A 16818-nucleotide genomic window follows, 5' to 3' on the forward strand; every position below is an offset into this window, starting at 1 on the left:
TCTTATAGGTATTTCATATCAGCAATAATATTGGCAGCTACTTTTCTGGGATTATCGGCCTCCACAATCGGCCTGCCCACCACCAGATAATTCGCGCCAACTTTAAGAGCCTGGGCAGGTGTGGCTGTTCGCATTTGATCCCCATGCTCTTCAGGCAAAAGCCGTATGCCTGGCGTGACAATCAAAAAGTCCGGCCCGCACAACGCCCGAATAGCTGCAGCCTCCCGCGGCGAAGCAACAACACCGTCCACCCCTTCCTCCTTACACATGACCGACATGCGCAGTACAGATTCGCGTATGGGACTTTGATAACCGATTTCGACCCAGTCCCGCTCGCCAATACTTGTCAAAACAGTAATCGCCAAAAGTTTTGGACGAGGCTGGTTGGTTTTGCCGGCCCATTCATCGGCCGCGCCAATGGCTGCTTTCAGCATCTTCGAACCACCGGCCGCGTGTAATGTTAAGAACGCCGGTGAAAATTGGCAAAGCGTAGTCACCGTTCGCGCAACGGTCGTAGGAATGTCGTGTAATTTAAGATCAAGAAAAGTCTTTTTGCCGCGGCCGGCAATTTGCGCGAGGACAGCGTGTCCCATGCCATAAAAGGCTTCCATCCCAACCTTGTAATATTGTACAAGTTCTCCCAGCGAATCCACGACATGAATTGCCTGTTCGGTTGTCGGAATATCAAGGGCAACAATCAGACGGTCTGTTTTATTTTCCATTTCCATGTTTCCTTCACTCCTTTAGAATTGTTCAATATGTCCACCCGCAGACTATAGCTAAAATTTTTTGCAGGCGGTACCCCGCCCGCCTGGCCTTTAAGTGCCTGATACAGAACAGAATATATATGCTACATCTCCCCAGCTTATACAGAAGTAAGTACCTGAGCCCGCTTCATATGTTCACTGGCCTGCTGCCCAATCTGGATAATCACACGTACCAAATTAGTTTCCTGTTGTCTGAGAAATGCAGCATCACTGAGCAGACTAATACTATAAACCGCTTTTTTATTGTCTACAAACACAGGCGCGGAAATTGCAGAAACCCCGGTCTCTATTTCTTCCCGGCAAAAGGCAACCCCGGTCTGTTTGACAGCTTGCAACTCGCCGATAAGCGAACTTATATCTGTTTTGGTATGGTCTGTAAATTTTTCCATATTGCATCTGGCCATAATCAGCCTGACCTGATTGTCAGGCAAAAATGCCAGTATCGATTTGGCTGCCGCCGTACAATGAACCGGCATTCTTTGCCCTACATGAACAAAATATTTTTTACTGATCTTACTTGGCTGCCTGGTGTAAATACAATAAACTTCGCCTTCGCTGATACGGCAAAGAAAAGTATATAGACTGGTTTTTTCGGCCAGTAAATCGCAATAGCGGGAAAGCAGCCTTGCCGGGTCCTGTCCTAAAACAAATTTACTTCCCCAAACCATCGCTTTTGGCCCTAAACAATATTTTTTGGTATCTGCATCTTGGGTAACAAGGTTTTGATCAACCATATCCCTAAGTACCCGGTGCAGAGTTCCCTTGCTTAATCCTGTTGCATGCGCAAGCTCAGTTAGACTAATCCCCGCTGCTGTTGCTTCACAAACAAAGTCCATTATCGTCACAAATCGGTTAAGCCATTCCACCTCAATAACTCCTCCAACAGTATTGTTCCGCCAAGCGGTACCCAGTTTCACTCTCATAGTAAAAAATAAGTGACTGCCTCACTCCTCATAGTTTGCTGCCTTGTCCTTACCTTCATGCTGTGAGGCAATTACCACGTGAAAAATTTAAAAAAAAGACACTTTACAGTTAAATACCTGGTAAGCGTCTTTGCTTAATGCCTATAAAATTATTTACTAGTATAAAATAACTCTGTTACCATTCCAAGTCAATATCTGCAACCAAAGAATAATGTATACAGTATTTTAAGCCATATTTTGTTTACCGCAGGGGTACTCTTCTTAGGAAATATCCCCATACTTTGACAAAAGAATAGCCATGACAAAAAACAAAAGCATCTCCATCCCCAATTTCCTCCTCTAAGGCGCTCCGCGCACCATCTTCTTGCTCATATTATAATGCGCAGGATTAAAGCTAGGGAAATTGCGGATGGTTATGATTCCTATAAAAAAATTTTATATGTAACTCCACGCGACCCTATCCACATCAGCAGTCCGGAGCATTACCGCATAGACCCACAGTATGCGGGCCTATGCGCCTCAACCACTCAATTCATATTGCCTGCAAATTCGCAGATTAGCTTTTGTCACCATGCCAGCCATCAATGCTTTTTCTTTTTAACTTCTTCCATCAAATGTTCATTGATAATTCTGATATACGTACCTTTCATACCAAGCGACCTTGATTCTATCACACCGGCACTCTCAAGTTTGCGCAAAGCATTGACGATGACGGATCTGGTAATTCCGGCCCGGTCAGCAATTTTACTAGCTACAATTAAGCTTTCATCCCCTTCGAGTTCGCCTAAGATATTAATGGCTGCCTCAAGTTCAGAATAGGAAAGGGTGTTTAGAGCAACCTGCACGGTCGTTTTTCTGCGGGTTTCCTCTTCCAGTTTTTCCATTTTGCCCCGGAGCAGGCCCATGCCAAGTGTTGTCGCACAATATTCAGCCAACACAATATCATTTTCAGTAAAGTCCACATGAAATTTAGCGATGAGCAAAGATCCCAGACGCTTGCCAATTCCCACAACCGGGGCAACCAGCGTATACTTTTCACCCACAGGGCATTTTAGTTCCTCATTAAATACACAGTGTCCGCTATTCAGGCGAATGTTGCAGGTAGTTTCCCGCACACTTCTCAGTACTTTCATGTACTCCTCGGGAAATTGCCCTTGCTCCAGCACGTCTTCCAGCATAACTCCACATTCAAAGCTTTCATGCAAAGCGTATCCTAAAATGGCGCCCTCTCTGCTAACCAGATAAACATTGGCAGCCATTACTCCGCTAAGGAGCTTAGTAACCTCACTATAATCCACTTTTTCGGATCGTTGTAATAGTTCGTTTAATTTGCGTGTTTGTTTTAATAATGTTGTCACGACTTATCCCGCCTTTCATATAATTTTAATTACGATATATTACTTGAAATAATGTCATGCGCAGAAAAATTCTTTTGCTAAGTCTCTTTGAACCAAAAGTAAAGACTTCGTCAAGGACACAAAGCAGATACTTTCTTAATACCATTGACACATTATAATTATTTACCATAATCACATAAAATCCTGCAAAAAACGGCAGAATATTTCAGAATTTTTTTTATTGTTTCCGCCACACTGCTGTAACCTATCGGCAACGTTACACTCTAACAAATATTTAGTATTCCGGCAGGCAACTGCTGGCAGCGTTGGTGCTAAATTGTATCCAGTAAAGATTTATCGACAGGGTGTCAGAAAAAACTGAAGTTAGGCGCCAGCGCTCAATTTGACCTGGTTTTCCTCCTGGTTGACAATATCCTGAAACAAGCGTACTTGCTCTGGTGATACATTGGAATGTGTAAAATCAGCTCTTACACAATCTTTAATTAAGATTTCACTATAACTGCCGCGTCCATAAGCGGTACTGGTATTAATAATTTCTTGGCGCAAAGCTTTTGCCGGTTCAATTGCCGCTGGTGGCGTAGCCGGGTTATTGATCACCCAATCGAGATATTCCGCCCGCATAGCATGATGCATTTCCGCCGCAACGGCTGCATCCAGAATTTTATAGCAGGCACTTTGCGGAATACAGATATAGGTCCGGCAGCTTGCCGTCCGCGCATTATAAGAAAGACATCTCGACAGCCCGTCAAGATAACGGCACTTTTTGTGCCCGGCTATGAGAAATATCTCGAGTTTGTTCTCCCCTGTGTCAACGAACAGTTTCGGCATAATTCGCTCAGGCTTTCCCTTGGATAGTCGTTGGGCGCTGATACTGTCCATATGAATTTTGAATCTTCCCTTGCAGCAATGCTGCTTACAGGTACCACAGGGCAATGGATTCTCAATTAAAAATTCATCGATAGCATCAAAAAAATCTTGCACAGTCGATTTATTGGTTAAGCCGGAAATATCTACTTCATTTTCTTGGTTAAAGAAAAGTTTCAGTTTTGACCATTCCTTTCAATAATATATCCATAATTACTATATCATAACTACAATGCCAGTAGCGACACCGCAAGAGAACATTTCATATAAAATTAATCTTTTCTTTCCAATAAAAATGGTTTATGGGCACTGTCCAAACTACTCATTGAACTATAGGCTCATATTCTATATCGTAAAAACAGGCTTTCCCTTAAATGAAATAATAGAATTTATATATATTCGTATTGTTAACCATTATTATTTTAAAAGGTTGACAATTAATTTTTACACTTTATAATAGTTCTTAGACAACTTAACATGCAAGCAACAACAACCCAAACCATGGTTGGAGGTGAATCAGCATATTACATACGTCTGCGTCAACAAGAACCGGTACCCGTAGTCTCATCCTCTGCGGGCTATTTTCAGCCCTCATTGCGGTAGGTGCCTTTATTAAAATTCCCGTACCGGCTGTCCCCTTTACCCTGCAATTCTTATTTACAACCTTGGCCGGCCTGCTGCTCGGCCCCAGACTTGGCTCCCTGTCTGTCGGCATCTATATTGGAATCGGCCTGCTCGGTATTCCCGTATTTACGAGCGGCGGCGGCTTCGGCTACATTTTACAGCCAACCTTTGGCTATCTGCTCGGTTTTTACGTTGGTACATATGTCACCGGCGCCCTCGCAGCCTCTGCGCGCCAGCCTTCCCTTAAAAGACTGTTAGCTGCAAACTTTGCCGGGCTGCTCCTTGTTTATCTGCTTGGTATGATCTACTACTACGTTGTTGCCAACTACTTTATTAACCAACCGCTGGGAGTTTGGCCGCTCATTTTGTACTGCTTTTTATTCCCGCTCCCAGGTGACCTGGCAATTTGTTTTGCCGCCGCCGGCCTGGGAAAACGTCTAATCCCCATCTTACAAAAAGGAGTTCATTAACATGAGTATCATCCAGCAATTAAAGTTGGCCGTCACCCACGGCTATCAAGTAACCAGAGAAGAAGCTCTGTCGCTTTACAGCGCTCCTCTGGAACAATTATGCACAGCCGCCGATGAACTGCGCCAACATTTCTGCGGAAATGCCTTTGATCTTTGCACGATTATTAACGGTAAAAGCGGCCGCTGCTCCGAAAATTGTAAGTACTGCGCCCAATCCTCCCATTACTGCACCGAGATTGAAGAATACGCGCTTCTGGACAGTGAATGCATCGTGAAAGAGGCCCGTTATAACGAAAGCAAGGGCGTTCTCCGCTACTCCATCGTTACCTCGGGCCGAAATCTATCTAACGCCGAATTGGACATAATCTGTGAAAGCTACCGCGCTCTGCGGGACAGTTGCACAATCTTGCTTTGTGCCTCGCACGGTCTGCTGTCGTTTGAACAGTTCCAGCAGCTTAAGGCCGCCGGCGTGAGACGCTATCATAATAACCTCGAAACCTCGCGCCGCTTTTTCCCACAGATTTGCACCACCCACACCTATGACGATAAACTCCGGACAATAAAAAATGCCCTGGCGGCAGGACTGGAAGTATGCAGCGGCGGCATCATGGGGCTTGGCGAAACAGCGGAAGACCGGATCGACATGGCCCTTGACCTGCGAAGCTTGGGAATAAAGTCAGTTCCTGTCAATCTCTTAAATCCGATAAAAGGTACTCCTCTCGAAAATGCAGTCAGGATTACGGGCGAAGAAGTCAGAAGGATTACGGCTACCTACCGTTTCATCCTGCCGGACGCCAATATTCGCCTGGCCGGTGGCCGTGGTTTACTAGCCGACAAAGGTCGGGCCGTGTTTCAATCCGGGGCAAACGCGGCAATATCCGGCGACATGTTGACAACAGCCGGTATCAGCATCAGCGATGACATAAACATTCTCAAAGAATTGGGATTCGAGGCGAAGCTTTATGAGTAAAGGAATTTTTATCACCGGCACCGGCACAGATGTCGGCAAAACCTATGTGACCGGTTTAATTGTTAAAAAACTTCGCGCCAGCGGGCTTAATGCCGGCTATTATAAGCCGGCATTAAGCGGCGCTGAATGGATTGACGGCGAACTAGTCCCCGGCGACTGTCAATTTGTTACCCATACCGCCGGTCTCAACATCGCTCCCGCAAAATTAACCTCCTATATGTATAAAACAGCCGTATCGCCTCATCTTGCCGCCCAGTTGGACCGGCGTCCCATTGAGGCGGAGACCATTCTGGCCGATTTCAGCAAATTTACGCGCTGCCATGATTACCTGACAGTTGAGGGCTGCGGCGGCATTATTTGTCCCTTGCGCCTTGATGATACGGTATTAATACAGACCGATGTCATTAAGCTGCTGAAGCTGGATCTCCTGATTGTCGCCCCGTCTGGTCTTGGCGCCATCAACAGTGCTGTTTTAACCGCCCATTATGCCCAAAGCCTGGGTCTAACGGTCAAAGGGTTTATTCTCAATCATTATGACCGCACCAACTTTTTACACCAGGACAATAAAAAAGTCATCACCCAGCTCACAAAGCTGCCTGTCGTCGCCTGTGTAACCAGTCAGGCAGCAGACCTTGCTATCGATACGGCTGTCCTGTGCGGCCTGTATAAGGAAGTGTAAGTCATGAATTGGGTAGAAAAAGACCTACAACATATTTGGCACCCTTGTTCACAAATGAAAGATTATGAAGACTTACCGCCAATTGTCATTGACCATGCCCAAGGTTCCTGCCTGTACGATATGAACGGCAACCGCTATGTGGATGTTGTCAGTTCCTGGTGGTGTAACCTGTTGGGGCATTGCAACGAACGCGTTAATCACGCGGTTAAGGCTCAAATTGACAGACTTGAGCATGTCATTTTCGCTAACTTTTCCCATACTCCCGCTATCAACCTATGCAGTCGACTTTCCCCCTTGCTGCCGCCGGGACTCACTAAATTTTTGTTTACCGATAACGGTTCTTCGGCAGTGGAAGCAGCTCTGAAAATGAGCTTGCAGTATCATTATCAGACAGGCAACCCGCAAAAAACCCGGTTTATGGCGTTAAGTAACGCCTACCATGGAGAAACTGTCGGCGCCTTGTCAGTTGGCGGGGTGGATTTGTATTCCCGCATCTATAAACCGATGCTAATGGATATTATCCGGGTGGACGGACCGGACTGCTATCGCTGCCCCTATGAAAAAAGCCGTGACAATTGCCAGACGGAATGCTTTGCTGCCGCGGAACAGGCCCTGGCGGAATACGCCGATACGGTCTGTGCTTTTATTGTGGAACCGCTCGTACAGGGCGCAGCCGGCATGAAGATCTACCCGCCAGGCTACCTGAAAAAACTTCGCCAGGCTTGTACGCACTACCATGTCCACCTGATTGCCGATGAAATCGCCACCGGTTTTGGCCGGACAGGCAAGCTGTTTGCCTGTGAACATGCCTCTGTTTCGCCTGATATCCTGTGCCTCTCCAAGGGGCTGACCGGCGGCTACCTTCCCATGGCGCTGGCTGTAACCACGCAACCAATCTATGAGGCGTTTTACGCCGATTACAGTGAAGGCAAAGCCTTCCTGCACAGCCATACCTACAGCGGCAACCCGCTGGCCTGCTCGGCCGCCAATGCAGTACTTTCCATCTTGCAGGAAGAACGCATCCTGGAAACCGCGGCGGAAAATGCCAAATATTTTCGTCAATTGATTAATGACAGTTTGATCCGCCACAAACATGTGGGGGAAATCCGTTCCATTGGCCTAATTAATGCAATTGAGCTGGTAGCCGACAGAGCCGGCAAACAGCCTTTTGCTTCCCAGCGGCGAATCGGCTATCAAATTTACAAAAAAGCACTCACTAAAGGTGTTTTGCTCAGGCCATTGGGGGATGTCCTCTACTTTAACCCGCCGCTGACAATCAGCCGTGAAGAAATGGACTTTGCCGTCCGGGTATGCAGGGAATGTATTTGTGATGTCTTAGAGTAGTAAAAGTGTTAAAAGGTAAAGGGTATCTCAGCAGTCTGTTGAGATGCCCTTTACCTTTTAATCCAGACTCAGGTGGGTGGAGGAAGGTTACTAACACCCTGGCAAAAGAAAATCTTTATTGGATTTCATATATATGTACAACGTGCTAAAGATTTTTGCAGGCGGGTGGTGTGTTGGCAAAAGCGGAAGTCAAACGCCAGTGGGGAGCGTTGGCAATACACCACCCGCCTGCGCCTGCAAACTTTTTTAATGTGGATTACATATAACAAACGATGGGAAGCCGGTTACTGCTCCCCATCGTTTGTTATTGCCTTATTTATATTTGGCTCTCTAGTACCAATCCGGCTTATTGCATAACGACAGTCTCGGACCAATATCAAAGAAGAATGTTTGACTGTCAAACAACACAAATTTAATAATTGCCTCAACGACAAACAGGATTGCAGCCAGACTCCCTGGTGCCATAATTAATTTAAACATTTCTCACCACCGCTTTAGTATTGGCATTCAACTATCTTGATGCTACATAATATGTTTATACCGTCCTAGTGGTGAAAATAGCCGTAAACAAAAGCCCTCTAATTCATTGAACTAGAGGGCTTCGCCGTAAGCTACCGCTAACCGATGGCTTTTAAGTTTTGATAGCTGCTTTCCTTGTCAGATACCATTTGGCTAACATATTGAGCCAAATCAATTACCCGGCAGGAATAACCCCATTCATTGTCATACCAGGCAAGTAATTTGAGCTTGCGCTTATCAATTACCATTGTTGAAAGGGCATCTACAATAGCCGAATGGCTGTTATTTAAAAAGTCACTGGATACCAGCGGCTCTTCACAATATTCGATAATGCCGCGCAGCGAATGCCTGGCAGACCGCTTTAACGCCTGATTAACCTCTTCCACCGTAACATCTCGCTTTAGTTCAACGACCAAATCAGTCAGCGAAACATTCGGCACCGGCACCCGCACCGATATGCCGTTTAATTTTCCCTTTAACTCAGGTATAACGAGGCCGATTGCCTTAGCTGCCCCGGTGGTGGTCGGAACAATGGATTGCACACAGCTTCTAGCGCGTCGCGGATCTTTATGGCTGTTATCCAAGACGCGCTGATCAGTAGTAAACGCATGAATGGTAGACATGAATCCGTTTACAATTCCGAAATTATCATGAATAACTTTGACAACAGGTGCTAAGCAGTTCGTTGTACACGAAGCATTGGAAATAACATGGTGCAAATCCGGATTATAGGTGGTTTCGTTAACTCCCATAACGATGGTAGGAATATTGTCCTTGGCCGGAGCTGTAATGATCACCTTTTTAGCGCCATTATTTAAATGCACTTGGCAGTCCTTGCCGGAATTAAATTTTCCGGTTGATTCAATAACAACATCCACATCCAGCTTGCCCCATGGCAGATTAGCCGGATTGCGATCAGACAGAATCGTGATTGGACGGCCATCAATAATAATTTCAGTATCTGTCGCCTCAACGGTATGATTAAGTTTGCCATGGGTAGAATCATATTTTAACAGGTGAGCCGAAGCCCTGGCATCAGAAGTGCTATTAATTGCCACCACTTGCATTGCCTTATTATCTAATGCAGCCCGAAGACACATTCTCCCAATTCGCCCAAAACCATTAATTCCTATTTTTGTTACCACTGTCTTCCCTCCATATTAAATAGTATAGACTCTTTTATAATATAGTCTATGCTAAACAACATTTACGGTAATTAGTATAGCACAATTGTTTTTCTTATTCAATTATAGAATATGCCATTAATAAAAGTATCGTCTTATTAAAAACCATTTTCCAACAGTCACCTAACAACAGAACCTGCAGTGGCTGCTATAGCAGAAGGAAAATGAAAATCGTTCATAGAATGCCTTACAAAGAAACTTATTTTCATTTGCATACTATCTGGAGGCGAACTATGTTACACATTATCAAAACAATGGTTATTATGGTCTTTTTTACTTTTTTGACGGTTTGCGCACAGGCTCAGGAAGGTAAAATTGAATTATTATGGCCCAATGCTGAGGATGCGGTCATGTATGAGTTGGAGATTGCCACAGTCCCGGTAAATAAAAATATACAGGCAGCTCAAGAACAGATTATCTATACGGCAACCAACATTTATACCCCTGGTGTTCAATTACCGTTATCCTTATTGGAGGGGCAAGATCTTAAAAAGTTATATTTCCGGGCCCGGCCGTTAGACTTAGATAAAAACCCCGTAGGCCCTTTTTCCCTGCCACGGAGTCTCGCGGATATGAGTTTGAATCCGATCAAACCAACCCCCACGGCATTTTTTAATGATCGTCCGGTTCCCTTATATCCTGTTTACTCTTGGATTCCCGTAGCGGGAGCTGTCAAATATGAAATTGAAATTACTGACCATTGGCCGGAATCTTTAAATGGAACGGAACCGTCCAAATACCGGATACGTTCCTATTCTGCCGGGCAGGGGTTTGATTTTTACGATCCCAACCCCTTTCGCAATGATGGGATTTATTATTGGCGCGTTCTTGCCTATAATGCCGACAACCGGCCAATTGGACTGTACTCGGATCCTGTTCTCTTGCAAGTAAAAACCGGCAGTTGTGACTGGGCAACCTTCGGCGACAGTATTACCCATGGCGGCGGGGCCATTTCCAATCCGCCATCAGATGGCCGTTTCGACTATGCAACTTATCTGCCATATGAGGTACAAAATCTGGGCAAAAGCGGCGATACAGCGGCCATGCTGGAACAACGCTTTGATCAGGATGTACTGCCATTTCAGCCTAAGTATCTATTGATTTTAGGAGGCAGCAACAGCATCCGGGGAGGAACAAGCGCAACTTCTGTAATAGCATCTTTAGCCGCTATTAAACAAAAATGTTTAGAAAACAATATCAGGCCGATTTTTTTGACACTTCCCCCCATAAATCCCGAGCGTATTCTCCGTGTTTTTAACGAGGAAACCGCGCCAAATTGGCAGACCGAATTGGCTAAAGTAAATACATTTATTAAAAGCCAACCCGATTATGTCGATATTTACCCGGCTTTAGTCGATGAGCAGGGATTCTTACCTGTTAAATATGCGCAAGATGGTCTTCATCCTGATATTTCAGCAAAAAAAATCATCGGCCGTAAAGTATCGGATTATCTTAAAGAACACTCTTTATAAGCCTTTCCTTGCCACTGGAAAGGGAAGGCAAGCATGAATAATATGTACTAAGTGAAAACTGCAAAAAAACAGCTATTTGTCCATTACCGGATAAATAGCTGTTTTCCCTTTCCCCAACGATTAGAATAACGCTGCGCAATTTCCAATAAAGACTTTTAAAGCAATAAGAGGAAATAGACTATATTTTACACAATGTAATGTTTTAAAGAAAGTAAAAAATCATCCATTCTTTTATTGGCAAAAGGAGTATACTTAGAACAGATTAACAGGAGAGGAATACAAGGATATCCATGAAAGATACAGTGAAACCAAAAGGTAATTTGACGGTTTTTTTAGGAGCCGCACCGGGAGTTGGCAAAACCTATACGATGCTGGAGGCCGCTCAGCAACGGTTACAGGAAGGGCATGATGTTGTCGTCGCCTGGGCAAACACCCATGGAATGCCGGAAACTGAACGGCTGCTGGCTGAGCTTCCGCAAATACCGCTGCCTTTCCGCAATCCTGAAGATCACCACTTGCCGGAGATGGATATTGACGCCATTCTTAACCGCAGACCGGAGTTAGTCCTAGTGGATGATCTATCCCATACCAATATTCCGGGGTCGCGCCATGTTCGCCGTTTTCAGGATATCGAGGAAATTCTAAAAGCAGGCATCGATGTTTATACGACCCTTAATATTCAACATATCGAAAGCTTGAACGACATCGTCACCAAAATAACAGGCGTAATTGTTAACGAAACAGTTCCTGATCATATTTTAGAAAATGCGGACAGTGTCCAACTTATCGACATACCTTCTGAGGAATTGCTGAAGCGCCTAAAAGAAGGCAAAGTTAACATTCCGCCTGAAACAGAACCGATTATGCGTAAATTTTTCCGTCCGGGTAATATCAATGCCTTGCGGGAAATGTCGTTACGCTTTACCGCTAACCGCGTCGATAAAGATTTAAGCGAATATATGGTTGAGCATAAAATTGAGGGGCCCTGGCCGGCGGCAGAACGTGTCATGGTATGTGTAAGTGCCAGTCCCTTTTCCGCACAGTTAATTCGTGCTGCCCGCCGGCTGGCGGCAGGTATCCAAGCGGAACTGTTAGCCGTCCATATTGAAGCGCCTGCCCGCCGGTTTCCCGTGGGCGATAAAGAGCGGGACAGAGTAGCCCGTAACATGCGGCTTGCCGAAGATCTCGGCGCCAAAACACTAACAATCATCGGTAAAGACCTGGTTCAGGAAATTATTGAAGTAGCTTGTGCACAAAATGTGTCAGCTATTGTTATCGGCAAACCACAGCACAGCCGTTTATGGGAACTCTGGCATGGCTCATTAGTGGATAAACTCATTCGCCATAGTGGCGGCATAAACATTTATGTGATTCGCGGAGCCGCTGAGCAGGATCAGGACACCGGCATCCGGACAACCGCAAAACCAGAAGGAGTTAACTGGCGTCAATATTTCGGCGGATTAGCCATGATAACGCTGGCAACACTGTTTTCGCTTTACTTTCTCGAAAAGCTGGAGCTCATCAATATTGCCTTACTTTATCAGCTTCCTGTTGTTATGAGCGCTTTCTGGTGGGGAAGGTGGCCTTCTTATTTTGCAGCCCTCTGCGGGTTGGCTGCCTTTGATTTTTTGTTTGTACCGCCAACCCTGACCTTTAGTGTTGCCGATATTCGCTATTTATGGAGTTTTATCACCTTTCTGATAATGGCCTTTGTTATCGGCGGCCGAACGGAACTTTTACGCCGGGAAGCGACTTCCGCCCGACAACGGGAAATCAGCACCCGCGCCTTATATCAGTTTAGCAGGGAAATTGCGGGCATTATTGATTTAGACCTGATTTCCCAGGAATTAGTCAAACAGGCTGCTGATACGCTTGGCAGTTCCGTTCTGGTAATGCTGCCTGATTCATCAGGGCAACTATCGATCCGGGCTGCAAGCCATGCACACCCTGACGGCAGTAACCAATTGTCGCCAAACCCCACTGAAATGGCCGCCGCCCGCTGGAGTTTTGAACATGCTCAGGTGGCCGGCCGCTCGACTGATACCCTTTCCTCTGCCAGATATCTGTATACACCACTTAAAACGAATGATAACATTGTCGGCGTTCTGGGCATTTATGTAAAAGAAAAAAATGTTCTGCCGGAAGAGAAACGCCTGATTGATGCCTGGGCAGGACTAGCGGCTATTGCCGTGGAACGTGTCAAACTGGCGGCTCAGGCCAGGGAAGCCTCCTTGCTTTTGGAATCAGATCGGCTGCGTACCGCCCTGTTTAACTCCATTTCTCATGAATTAAGAACACCGTTATCCTCCATTATCGGCTCGGTTTCTACACTGGTGGAAGCTGAGAAACTGTACTCGGAAGCCGCCAGACATGAGCTGCTCGAAACCATTCAAGACGGTGCGGCAAGAATGGAACGTATTATTGCTAATCTTTTAGATACAGCCCGCCTGGAAAGCGGCATGATGCAACTAAAAATAGACTGGTGTGATATCGAAGATATTATTGGCGCCTCGCTGAACCGGCTTAGGAAAAGAACGGAACGCTATATTCTTACTGTTAAAACAGCTCCGGACATACCGATGATGAAAGCCGACTGTGTCTTATTAGAGCAGGTTCTCGTTAACATTATTGACAACGCCATGAAATATTCACCTGACGGCAGCGAAATCCTGATTAGCGCCAAACCCAAAGAGGCAGCCGTTCTTATTTCCGTGTCCGATAACGGCATAGGCATACCGGCAGAAGATCTTACTAAAATATTCGATAAGTTTTACCGGATACAGCAACCCAAACATGTTAGCGGCACCGGTTTGGGATTATCCATCTGCAAAGGCATCGTTGAAGCCCATGGCGGCGTAATCTGGGCTGAAAGAAAGCCTGGCGGGGGATCAACCATTTCGTTTCAAATCCCGGTGGGGGAAAAAGTTGTTATTCCTGAAAGGATGGTTAACACATTGTGAAAAAAGGCATGCGTATCCTTATTATTGATGACGAGCCACAAATTAGAAAACTTTTAAAAGTTGCGCTCGGTGCGCACGGCTATGAAATTGAGGAAGCGACTACAGGAGTTGACGGTATTAGCCGGACGGCCACGTTTAAGCCGGATCTTCTCATTATCGATTTGGGTCTGCCGGATATAGACGGCAAAGATGTGGTCAAAACAATACGGGAATGGTCGCAAACACCAATTATTGTGTTAACCGTACGTGATCAGGAAGAGGAAAAAATCGAAGCCCTTGACGCCGGTGCTGATGATTATGTCACCAAACCGTTCAGTGTGGGAGAACTCATGGCCAGAATGCGGGTATCACTCCGGCGGGCGGCTGCTTCCGAACATGAACCGGTAATAACCTGCGGTGATCTTGTGGTTGATCTGGTACAACGGCGCGTGACCGTTGCCGGCAAGGAAATAAAACTAACTCCTACCGAATATGAACTCATCAAAATTCTGGCCCAGCACCGGGGAAGGGTCCTGACGCACAAACAGTTACTGAAAGCGGTTTGGGGTGCAGCTTATGACGAAGACACACACTATATCCGGGTCTATATTGGCCAGCTTCGCCGCAAGATCGAAGCCGACCCGACGCAGCCGCGCCATATCATTACCGAATCAGGTGTCGGCTATCGCTTAATGGACCATTAACTGCCTGCTTGGCACGCATTTCTTTATACTTTCTTTACATCATAGGACTATTTCTTGACGACATTTTTGCCGGCAACGAGGGTACAATAGTAGCTGTCAATAAAGAAATCTATCCATGATTGAGGAGAGTAACCATGTATCGTCAACTACGAAAATTATTTATCGGCCGCCCCCTGCACAACCGTGAGCTAACTGCTGAGCATTTGCCCAAATGGAAAGCGTTATCGATTTTTTCTTCCGACGCACTCTCTTCGGTTGGTTATGGACCGGAGCAGATTGCTATTACGCTAGCTGTACCGGGATTACTGCTCTACGGATATATTGGCTATGTGGCTGCCGCCATTTTAGTGTTACTGGCGATTGTCACTATTTCTTATGTCCAGGTATCCCGCGCCAATCCCGGCGGCGGCGGTTCCTACGCAGTCGCCAAAAATAATATCGGTGAATTTCCCGCTTTGGTCGCTGCTGCCGCCTTATTTGCCGATTATACCTTAACAGTGGCCGTTAGTGTTTCTTCCGGGACCGAAGCCCTCATATCCGCCTTTCCGGACTTGCTGCACGCAGAAGTAACTATAGACTTATTTGTCCTCTTTACTATTTTAATGCTGGTCAACCTCCGTGGCGTACGGGAGTCTTCCAATGTTTTTGTATTTCCGACTTATTTTTTCGTTATCAGCATGTTTATCTTAATTTTGACAGGAGCATATCAGGCCTTCACCGGTACTGCGCCTGTCATTCCCGCAGAGTCTACAACCAAACAACCTTTTGACTGGCTGGTCATAGTACTGCTCTTACGGGCTTTTGCCAGCGGCTGCAGCTCCATGACCGGCGTGGAGGCCATCTCCAATGGCGTTCCCATGTTTAAGCAACCGCAGGCGGAAAATGCAATAAAAACAACCTTCCTGATGGCGGGGATGCTCGCAGTCATGCTGGCCGGCACTACCTTTTTGATTCTTCATAACCACATTCTGCCGCAAGAAAACGTAACCATGCTTTCCCGGCTAGCCGAGGAAACTTTTGGCCGGGGCTGGATGTACTATTTTCTCCAACTTGCCACCATGCTGGTCCTGTATTTGGCCGCTAATACCTCTTACAACGGGTTACCTCTGCTGCTGTCGATTCTGGCAAGAGACGGCTATATGCCGCGCTATCTGGGAATTCGGGGAGAACGCCTAAGCTTTTCCAACGGCATTATTCTCCTGAGCCTGTCTGCCGGCGCCTTAATTGCCGGCTTTGGCGGCAATGTGGAACATTTGATCTCCTTGTACGCAATTGGTGTATTTCTCTCCTTTACTATTGCGCAAACTGCCCTGGTGATCCATTGGCGGCGGGAAAAGGGACCCAGTTGGAAACTACGGGCCATAATCAACGCTTGCGGCGCTGTTATTACCGGGATTGTTGTACTGATTATCGCAATTTCGAAATTTTTCCTAGGCGCCTGGATTGTACTCCTCTTTATTCCGGCTATGATTTATATTTTTAAAGCCATTAAACAACATTATACCGATATGGCTGAACAGTTACACTTATCTTTTGCTGAATGGGAAGCCTTACAACAGGGGCCTCCGGGAAAAAATATTATTGTTGTCCCGGTATCAAGTCCCACAAGTGTCGTCGTACAAACGATGCGCTATGCTCATTCTATCAGTATGAATGTAATTGCCTTACATGTTACGACAGACCGGGAATTAGGCCGCAAAGTAGAAGAAAAGTGGAAAATCTGGGACCCCGGTGTACGCTTGATCACGGTCTATTCCCCTTATCGTCTTGTTATCCAGCCGGTGATCCACTTTATTGAAAAATTGCAAAAAAATAAAGCACCGGAAGACTTCATTACTGTCTTAATTCCCGAATTTGAAACGAGAAAATGGTGGCACAGGTTTCTCCATAATCAAACCGGGTTGATATTAAGAACCTTGCTTATCCTAAAGGAAGATGTAGTGGTAGCCACAATTCCCTACCATCTGAAAAGATAAGAATACTATTAGACGTAAAAATGCC

Annotated in this window: 14 protein-coding genes; 8 read left to right on the forward strand and 6 right to left on the reverse strand. The window is 45.9% G+C overall.

Features of this window, described 5'->3' with window-relative positions:
- Nucleotides 1-2: 2 nt before the first annotated feature.
- From pyrF to BLR65_RS20015, 4 genes are all read right to left on the reverse strand, one after another.
- Complete coding sequence (gene pyrF / locus BLR65_RS20000) at nt 3-728, reverse strand: orotidine-5'-phosphate decarboxylase (protein WP_245692941.1); 726 nt, start codon at nt 726-728, stop codon at nt 3-5.
- Nucleotides 729-865: 137 nt separating this feature from the next.
- Nucleotides 866-1690 (reverse strand): IclR family transcriptional regulator, encoded by an 825-nt coding sequence (locus tag BLR65_RS20005; protein ID WP_093795949.1) that lies wholly within the window; start codon nt 1688-1690, stop codon nt 866-868.
- Nucleotides 1691-2271: 581 nt separating this feature from the next.
- Nucleotides 2272-3048 (reverse strand): GTP-sensing pleiotropic transcriptional regulator CodY, encoded by a 777-nt coding sequence (gene codY / locus BLR65_RS20010; RefSeq protein ID WP_093795950.1) that lies wholly within the window; start codon nt 3046-3048, stop codon nt 2272-2274.
- A gap of 363 nt (nt 3049-3411) precedes the next feature.
- Nucleotides 3412-4029 (reverse strand): hypothetical protein, encoded by a 618-nt coding sequence (locus BLR65_RS20015; protein ID WP_093795951.1) that lies wholly within the window; start codon nt 4027-4029, stop codon nt 3412-3414.
- Between the two features lie 449 nt (nt 4030-4478).
- Here BLR65_RS20015 and BLR65_RS20020 point away from each other — a divergent pair, with 449 nt between their 5' ends.
- The 4 genes from BLR65_RS20020 to bioA are packed head-to-tail and all read left to right on the forward strand — an operon-like array spanning nt 4479 to nt 7999.
- The gene (locus BLR65_RS20020) at nt 4479-5006 is read left to right on the forward strand and encodes a biotin transporter BioY (RefSeq protein ID WP_342741401.1); all 528 of its coding nucleotides are present in this window, start codon (nt 4479-4481) and stop codon (nt 5004-5006) included.
- 1 nt (nt 5007) lies between these two features.
- A complete protein-coding gene (gene bioB / locus BLR65_RS20025) occupies nt 5008-5976 on the forward strand; it encodes a biotin synthase BioB (RefSeq protein ID WP_093795953.1) in 969 nt (322 codons plus the stop codon).
- The gene (gene bioD / locus BLR65_RS20030) at nt 5969-6655 is read left to right on the forward strand and encodes a dethiobiotin synthase (protein ID WP_093795954.1); all 687 of its coding nucleotides are present in this window, start codon (nt 5969-5971) and stop codon (nt 6653-6655) included. The genes bioB and bioD overlap by 8 nt, the downstream gene beginning before the upstream one ends.
- Nucleotides 6656-6658: 3 nt before the next feature.
- Nucleotides 6659-7999 (forward strand): adenosylmethionine--8-amino-7-oxononanoate transaminase, encoded by a 1341-nt coding sequence (gene bioA / locus BLR65_RS20035; protein WP_093795955.1) that lies wholly within the window; start codon nt 6659-6661, stop codon nt 7997-7999.
- A gap of 330 nt (nt 8000-8329) precedes the next feature.
- Here bioA and BLR65_RS29930 read toward each other — a convergent pair whose 3' ends face one another.
- Together BLR65_RS29930 and gap are read right to left on the reverse strand one after the other, a co-directional pair.
- Entirely contained in the window at nt 8330-8479 is a 150-nt protein-coding gene (locus BLR65_RS29930; protein ID WP_169717023.1) for a hypothetical protein, read from the reverse strand.
- Between the two features lie 137 nt (nt 8480-8616).
- On the reverse strand, nt 8617-9663 hold the full coding sequence (gap, locus tag BLR65_RS20040) for a type I glyceraldehyde-3-phosphate dehydrogenase (RefSeq protein ID WP_093795956.1): 1047 nt from the start codon (nt 9661-9663) through the stop codon (nt 8617-8619).
- Nucleotides 9664-9935: 272 nt separating this feature from the next.
- Between gap and BLR65_RS20045 the strand changes: the two genes are divergently transcribed.
- The 4 genes from BLR65_RS20045 (at nt 9936) to BLR65_RS20060 (ending at nt 16793) form a co-directional block, all read left to right on the forward strand.
- Nucleotides 9936-11174 (forward strand): SGNH/GDSL hydrolase family protein, encoded by a 1239-nt coding sequence (locus BLR65_RS20045; protein ID WP_245692943.1) that lies wholly within the window; start codon nt 9936-9938, stop codon nt 11172-11174.
- Between the two features lie 290 nt (nt 11175-11464).
- Nucleotides 11465-14134, forward strand: a complete 2670-nt coding sequence (locus tag BLR65_RS20050; RefSeq protein WP_093795957.1) for a sensor histidine kinase — start codon at nt 11465-11467, stop codon at nt 14132-14134.
- Entirely contained in the window at nt 14131-14817 is a 687-nt protein-coding gene (locus BLR65_RS20055) for a response regulator (RefSeq protein ID WP_245692944.1), read from the forward strand. Before BLR65_RS20050 ends, BLR65_RS20055 begins: the two co-directional genes overlap by 4 nt.
- A gap of 134 nt (nt 14818-14951) precedes the next feature.
- Nucleotides 14952-16793 carry an APC family permease gene (locus BLR65_RS20060; protein ID WP_093795959.1) on the forward strand — a complete coding sequence of 614 codons (1842 nt, stop codon included), beginning with the start codon at nt 14952-14954 and terminating at the stop codon, nt 16791-16793.
- The last annotated feature ends 25 nt before the right edge of the window (nt 16794-16818 follow it).

It is taken from the genome of Sporomusa acidovorans, assembly GCF_900101845.1.
GTDB classification, from domain to species: Bacteria; Bacillota; Negativicutes; order Sporomusales; family Sporomusaceae; genus Sporomusa; species Sporomusa acidovorans.

Excerpts from the sequence above, each read along its gene's own strand:
- BLR65_RS20005 (WP_093795949.1), bottom strand. The coding sequence starts at position 1,690 with ATGAGAGTGAAACTGGGTACCGCTTGGCGGAACAATACTGTTGGAGGA.
- BLR65_RS29930 (WP_169717023.1), bottom strand. The coding sequence starts at position 8,479 with ATGTTTAAATTAATTATGGCACCAGGGAGTCTGGCTGCAATCCTGTTT.
- bioD (WP_093795954.1), top strand. The coding sequence starts at position 5,969 with ATGAGTAAAGGAATTTTTATCACCGGCACCGGCACAGATGTCGGCAAA.
- bioB (WP_093795953.1), top strand. The coding sequence starts at position 5,008 with ATGAGTATCATCCAGCAATTAAAGTTGGCCGTCACCCACGGCTATCAA.
- bioA (WP_093795955.1), top strand. The coding sequence starts at position 6,659 with ATGAATTGGGTAGAAAAAGACCTACAACATATTTGGCACCCTTGTTCA.
- BLR65_RS20050 (WP_093795957.1), top strand. The coding sequence starts at position 11,465 with ATGAAAGATACAGTGAAACCAAAAGGTAATTTGACGGTTTTTTTAGGA.
- BLR65_RS20045 (WP_245692943.1), top strand. The coding sequence starts at position 9,936 with ATGTTACACATTATCAAAACAATGGTTATTATGGTCTTTTTTACTTTT.
- pyrF (WP_245692941.1), bottom strand. The coding sequence starts at position 728 with ATGGAAATGGAAAATAAAACAGACCGTCTGATTGTTGCCCTTGATATT.
- BLR65_RS20060 (WP_093795959.1), top strand. The coding sequence starts at position 14,952 with ATGTATCGTCAACTACGAAAATTATTTATCGGCCGCCCCCTGCACAAC.